Origin of the sequence: Streptomyces sp. NPDC090442, from assembly GCF_044769405.1 — a bacterium.
Classification (GTDB): domain Bacteria; phylum Actinomycetota; class Actinomycetes; order Streptomycetales; family Streptomycetaceae; genus Streptomyces.
The window spans coordinates 117,472-123,513 of sequence record NZ_JBIVXW010000023.1 but is presented as its reverse complement, the minus strand read 5'-3'; the positions used below and the strand labels follow the sequence as shown (position 1 = coordinate 123,513).

5 protein-coding genes are annotated in these 6,042 nt (G+C 74.5%); 3 read left to right on the top strand and 2 right to left on the bottom strand.

Features of this window, described 5'->3' with window-relative positions:
• Positions 1 to 353 precede the first annotated feature (353 nt).
• Together ACIQU6_RS18340 and ACIQU6_RS18335 are read right to left on the bottom strand one after the other, a co-directional pair.
• Positions 354 to 1,772, bottom strand: coding sequence for an amidase (locus tag ACIQU6_RS18340; protein WP_403482650.1), 1,419 nt, complete (start codon positions 1,770 to 1,772; stop codon positions 354 to 356).
• 84 nt (positions 1,773 to 1,856) lie between these two features.
• Positions 1,857 to 2,837, bottom strand: coding sequence for a D-2-hydroxyacid dehydrogenase (locus tag ACIQU6_RS18335; protein ID WP_403482649.1), 981 nt, complete (start codon positions 2,835 to 2,837; stop codon positions 1,857 to 1,859).
• Positions 2,838 to 3,047: 210 nt separating this feature from the next.
• Here ACIQU6_RS18335 and ACIQU6_RS18330 point away from each other — a divergent pair, with 210 nt between their 5' ends.
• The 3 genes from ACIQU6_RS18330 to ACIQU6_RS18320 all read left to right on the top strand — a co-directional run bounded on the left by ACIQU6_RS18330 (position 3,048) and on the right by ACIQU6_RS18320 (position 6,041).
• A complete protein-coding gene (locus ACIQU6_RS18330; protein ID WP_403482648.1) occupies positions 3,048 to 3,953 on the top strand; it encodes a decarboxylase in 906 nt (301 codons plus the stop codon).
• Between the two features lie 66 nt (positions 3,954 to 4,019).
• A complete protein-coding gene (locus ACIQU6_RS18325) occupies positions 4,020 to 4,745 on the top strand; it encodes a decarboxylase (protein WP_403482647.1) in 726 nt (241 codons plus the stop codon).
• Positions 4,746 to 4,910: 165 nt separating this feature from the next.
• Positions 4,911 to 6,041 (top strand): LLM class flavin-dependent oxidoreductase, encoded by a 1,131-nt coding sequence (locus ACIQU6_RS18320; protein ID WP_403482646.1) that lies wholly within the window; start codon positions 4,911 to 4,913, stop codon positions 6,039 to 6,041.
• Position 6,042 lies beyond the last annotated feature (1 nt).

Here is a 6,042-nt window from a genome sequence, read left to right as displayed (position 1 = left end):
CCCCCACGCCTTAAGGGCGCGGGGGGACCCCCTGCGGCGTTGCCGAAATGTCCCCATAGCTCCGCTATGAAGACATCCCGGCGCCTTGCGATCGCGCGCACCAGACGCCGCTCCTTCCTCCACGGAGATCCGTCAGAAGCGCCCTAGCCGGCCCGCCCACTGGGGCGGCTACCGGGAGCGCCCACCGCGCCCACCGTGGGGGTGGCCATGGGGCGGCGGCCGCCCGAAATACCCACCGCCCCCGCCGCGTTGAGGCCCCGCAGGGGGCCCAGCCACCCCCTACGGCATCCGTTCGACCGCCCCCTACGGAACGGCCCCACGGAACCCCCACGGACCGTCCTGGACGAACGCCCCTACGGAACCGGCGGCCCCGGGATCCCCGCGGCCCCCGCCTCGTACAGCGCGTGCGCGGCGCGCAGCACCAGCGCGTCCGCGTGCCGCGCCCCCACCAACTGCACCCCGATCGGCAGCCCGTCGCCGTCCACCCCACAGGGCACGGTCGCGGCGGGCTGCTGGGTGAGGTTGAACGGATAGGTGAACGGCGTCCACCCCGTCCACCGCGCGTGGCCGGAACCGGGCGGCACTTCCAGGCCGCCGGCGAACGCGGTGATCGGCTCGGTCGGCGTCACCAGCAGGTCGTAGACGCTGTGGAACCGCCCCATCGCCCGCCCCAGCGCCATCCGCACGTCCACCGCCGCCAGGTAGTCCAGCGCGCCGTACCGGGCGCCCTGCGCGCAGATCTCCCGCAACCCCGGGTCCAGCAGCTCCCGCTCGGCCTCCGGGAGCGGCTGCACCAGCCGGGCCGCGCCGCTGAACCACAGCGTGTGGAACGCCTCCACCGGGTCCGCCACCCCCGGGTCGATCTCCTCGACGGCCGCGCCGAGTCCGGCCAGCGCGTCCACCGTCCGCCGCACCGCCGCCGCCACCTCCGGCGCCACCGGCACGTCCCAACCCAGCGACGGGCTGTACGCCACCCGCAGCCCGACCACGCCCCCGGCCAACGCCTGCCTGAACGACCCGTCCAGAGGCGCCAACTGCGACCAGTCCCGCCAATCGGGGGCGCAGATCACGTCCATCAACAGCGCCGCGTCCGCCGCGTCCCGCGTCATCGGCCCCACGTGCGCCAGCGTCCCGAACGGGCTCGCCGGATACGCCGGCACCCGCCCGTAGGTCGCCTTCAGCCCGAAGATCCCGCAGAACGACGCCGGGATCCGCACCGACCCCCCGCCGTCCGTGCCCAGGCTCAACGGCCCCGCCCCCGACGCCACCGCCGCCGCGCTGCCCCCACTGGAACCGCCCGAGGTGCGCGCCGGATCGTAGGGATTGCCCGTCACCCCGTGCCGCGGGGAGTCGGTGACGCCCTTCCAGCCGAACTCCGGCGTGGTGGTCTTGCCGACGAACACCGCCCCGGACTCCCGCAGCCGGGCCACCGCCGGCGCGTCCTCGTCCCACGTCGCGCCGTCGGCCCGCACCGTCCGCGACCCGCGCAGCGTCGGCACCCCCCGGGTCAGCAGCAGGTCCTTGACGGTGACCGGCACCCCGTCCACCGGCCCGTCCGGCGCCCCGCGCCGCCAGCGCTCCGCCGAGGCCGCCGCCTGCGCCAGCGCCTGCTCGGCGTCGATCCGGGTGAAGGCGTTGACGCTGGCCTGCGCGGCCTCGGCGCGCTGCAGCACCGCCTCGACCACCTCGACCGGGGAGAACTCGCCGGCGGCGTAGCCGGCCGTCAGCCGGGTCGCGGTGAGGTCGGTGAGGCGGGTCGGTCCGTTGGTCATGCGTCCTCCGAGCGTCGGCCGCCCCGGGCGGGACGGCGGGCGGGGCACGGACCGCGCGGGCCGGGCCCGCCACGGCCCGCGCGGTCACTGCACCGGTACGTACCCGAGGTGTTTGTCGACCACGTTCAGCAGCGGCTCCCCGGCCGCCCACCGGTCGAAGTTGTCCTGGAACTGCTCGGCGAGCACGTCCCGCCAGCCCAGGGTGTCGCCGCTCATGTGGGGGGAGACGATCAGGTGCGGCACGTCCCACAGCGGGCTGTCCGCGTCCAGCGGCTCGGCCTCGAAGACGTCCAGCGCCGCCGCCGCGATCCGCCACTGGCGCAACGCCGCGACCAGTGCCTCCTCGACGACCAGCGGCCCCCGCGCGACGTTGACGAACCGGGCCCGGCGCGGCATCAGCGCGAACGCCTCGGCCCCGAACATCCCCCGGGTCTCCTCGGTCAGCGGCGCCGCGCAGACCACCCAATCCGCCTGCGGCAGCAGCCCGTTCAGCGCCCCGGCCCCGTGCACCCGGCCGAACGCCTCGTCGGTCCGCTCCCGGCGGCCGACCAGATCCACCACGACACCCAGTGCCAGCAAAGTGGTGCCGATGGCCCGGCCGATCGGCCCGGAACCCACCACCACCGCGCGGGTCCCGGCCAGCCGCAGCGTCTCGCGGTGCTGCCACCGCCGCTGCCGCTGGAGCTCCCAACTCCCGTAGAAGTCCTTGGCCATGGCGATCACCAGCCCCGCGACGTACTCGGCGATCGGCTGCTCGAAGACCCCGCGGGCGTTGGTGACGACGGTGTCGTCGGCGACCAGCGCCGGGCACAGCAGGCGGTCCACGCCGGCGCTCGCGGTGTGCACCCACGCCGGCCGGGGGCCGCGTTCCGGCCAGCTTTCCCGGATCGCATCGGAGGTGAAGTCCCAGGCCAACAGCACATCGGCGGTGGGAAGTAGGCCGGCCAGGGTCTTCTCGTCGGCGAAGACGACCTCGGCCCGGCCGGCGAGCCGATCCAGTTGGGGCAGGGGATCGGAGCCCAGGACGAGGACAGTGTGCTCGGTGCTGCCGGTGCTTTCGGACATAGGCCAGAAACCGTTCTGAAACGAGTGCCCCGTATTACAGAACAGGGCGCCGACAGATGCCTGAGATGCGAGGATTGACCACGCTAAGAAGTCGTATCTACCGTGTCAACAACGGCTCTGTCCCGACGTCCCCGGCTTGCCCGGTGTGTTGCACAACCTCTCCGGCCACTGGCCGTGCCACATAGCCCTTCGTGCCTTCTAGGGGCCCTTATGGACGTCTCCTTTCTGGGTGGCCCGCAGCCGCAGCTCGGCGTGGGCGTCGTCGCCCCCTTCGACTTCGCCCTCGACCGCGAACTGTGGCGCTGGGTACCCGACGATGTGTCCCTGCACCTCACCCGAACCCCCTTCGTACCGGTCGAGGTCAGCCTCGACCTGGCCCGCCTGGTGAGCGAGCACGAGACCCTGGACGCCGCCGTCCAGGCCCTGTGCGCCGTATCGCCGCAGGTCATCGCGTACGCCTGTACGTCCGGCAGCTTCGTCGGCGGCCTGGCGGGCGAACGCGCGATGTGCGCGGCCATAACGCAGGCCGGGGAGGTCCCCGCCCTCACCACCTCGGGCGCCGCGATCGAAGCGCTCCACGAGATCGGCGCCCGACGCATCGCCGTCGTCACCCCGTACACCAAATCGGTCACCGACTCCCTGGAGGAGTTCCTCGGCGAGGCGGGTGTCACCGTCACCGGCCGCGCCTATCTGGGGCTCACCCGGCACATCTGGAAGGTCCCCTACCGCGACGTCGTCGACATGGCCCGGGCCGCCGTCATCGGTGCCGCCGACGCCCTGTTCATCAGCTGCACCAACCTGCCCACCTACGACGTCATCCCCCAGTTGGAGGCCGAGCTGCGGATGCCGGTGCTGTCCGCCAATCAGGTGACGATGTGGGCGGCGCTGCGCACCATCGGCGCCGAGGCCGTCGGCCCGTACCAGGCGCTGCTCGACCCGGTGGCGCGCAGCGGCCCGGCCGCCATGACCGGCAACCAACCCCCGCCGCGGAGCAGCCCCGGACCGACCCCCGAGGCCGCCTTCGCGGGACCGCCGGCCCCGCCCGACGCGGAGCCCGGCGACGGCCCCGAACCGCCCCCGTACCTCCCCGAGGACCCGGGCCAGTTCCCGGTCTGACGCCCGGTCCGCCGCGCACCCCGTACCACCGCACGCCGCTCGCCCCCACCCGTAAGGGAGAACTGCATGGCATCGGTCGGCTTCCTCTACCCCGGCCACTCCGCCGAGGACGACTACCCCCGGATCGAAGCGCTCCTGGGCGGCGTGGTCCACCTGCCGCTCGTCCACACCGACATCGGCGAGGACGCCCACCGCGTCGACGCCCTACTGGAGATGGGTTCCGCGACCCGCCTCGCGGCCGGCGTGGACGCGCTGCGCGAGCGCGGTGCCGAGGCCGTCGTCTGGGCCTGCACCAGCGCCAGTTTCGTCTACGGCCGGGAGGGCGCCCAGCAGCAGGTGCGGGAGCTGTCGGCGCGGGCCGGGCTGCCGGCCTCCAGCACCTCCTTCGCCTTCGCACACGCCGTGGCGGCCCTCAGCGTCCGGCGGGTGGCGATCGCCGCCACGTACCCGACCGATGTCGCCGAGTGCTTCCACGCGTTCTTGAAGGCCGGCGGCATCGAGGTCGTCGCCACCCGCGGCAGCGGCATCATCACCGCCGCTGAGGTCGGCACCTGGGAGCGGGCGGACGTGCTCGCGCTGGCCCGCGCCGGCGACCACCCCGACGCGGAGGCCGTCCTGCTGCCGGACACCGCCCTGCACACCGCCGCCCATCTGCCCGCCCTCGAAGCCGCGCTCGGCAAACCGGTGCTCACCGCCAATCAGGTGACGGTCTGGGAGGGCCTGCGGCTGCTCGACCGCCCGCTGGCCTGCCCGGAGCTGGGCGCGCTGTTCTCCCGCCCGGCCGGCACCTGACGGCCCGGCGCGCCCGCCCGCGCCCCCGCGGCTCCCGGCCACGACCGGGAGCCGCGTCATGGCCGGAAACCGCCCCTCGCCCCGGGAATAACCGGAGAACTTCTCCGGTTACCCTCCTCGCAAGCCACCGACGGCGAAACGCGCGACGCGAGGAGGACCCGCACCGTGAGCGGCGAAGAGCAGCAGACCCCGGGCAGCAACGGCCGTCCCGGGGGCGACGGGATCCGGGCCACCGCCCCGGGCACCGCACCCGTCCCCCTCTCCGTGCTCGACCTGGTGACGGTCGGCGCCGGCAACACCGCGACCGACGCCGTCCGCACCTCCGTCGAGCTGGCCCGCACCGCCGAGCGCCGCGGCTTCCACCGCTACTGGGTCGCCGAGCACCACTCCATGCCCGGCGTCGCCTCCTCCTCGCCCGCGGTGCTGCTGGCCCATCTCGCCGCCCACACCGACCGCATCCGGCTCGGCTCCGGCGGCGTGATGCTGCCCAACCACGCCCCCCTGGTCATCGCCGAACAGTTCGGCACCCTGGAGGCGATGGCCCCCGGCCGCATCGACCTGGGCCTCGGCCGCGCCCCCGGGACGGACGGCGCCACCGCCGCCGCCCTCCGTCGCACCGAGCGGCTCCATGAGGGCGCCGACGAATTCCCGCAGCAGCTCGCGGAGTTGACCCGCTTCCTCGACGACGACTTCCCCGCCGGCCACCCCTACGCCCGGATCCACGCCGTCCCCGGCCCCGTCCAGGCCACCGCGCCCGGCGGCGTCCAGTCCCCGCACCGCCCGCCCCTGTGGCTGCTCGGCTCCTCCGGCTTCAGCGCTCAACTGGCCGGCACGCTCGGCCTGCCGTTCGCCTTCGCCCACCACTTCTCCGCGGCCAACACCCTCCCGGCGCTGGACCTCTACCGCTCCTCGTTCCGCCCCTCCGCGGTGCTCGCCGAGCCCTACGCCCTGATCGGCGTCTCCGCGCTGGCCGCCGAGGACGAGCGGGAGGCCGACCGCCAGGTCCGCACCGGCGCGCTCGCCATGCTCCGGCTGCGCACCGGCCGCCCCGGCCTCGTCCCCACCCCCGAGGAGGCCGCCGCCCACCGGTTCAGCGACGTGGAGCGGGACTTCGTCGACGGCTGGCTCGGCAACGTCCTCCACGGCACCCCCGACGCCGTCCGCCAGGGCCTCGACGACCTCGCCAAGCGCACCGGCGCCGACGAGTTGATGATCACCGCCAACGCCCACACCGGCGAGGCCCGCCGCCGCTCCTACGAGCTCATAGCCGACGCCTACGGGCTCCCGCAGGGCTGAC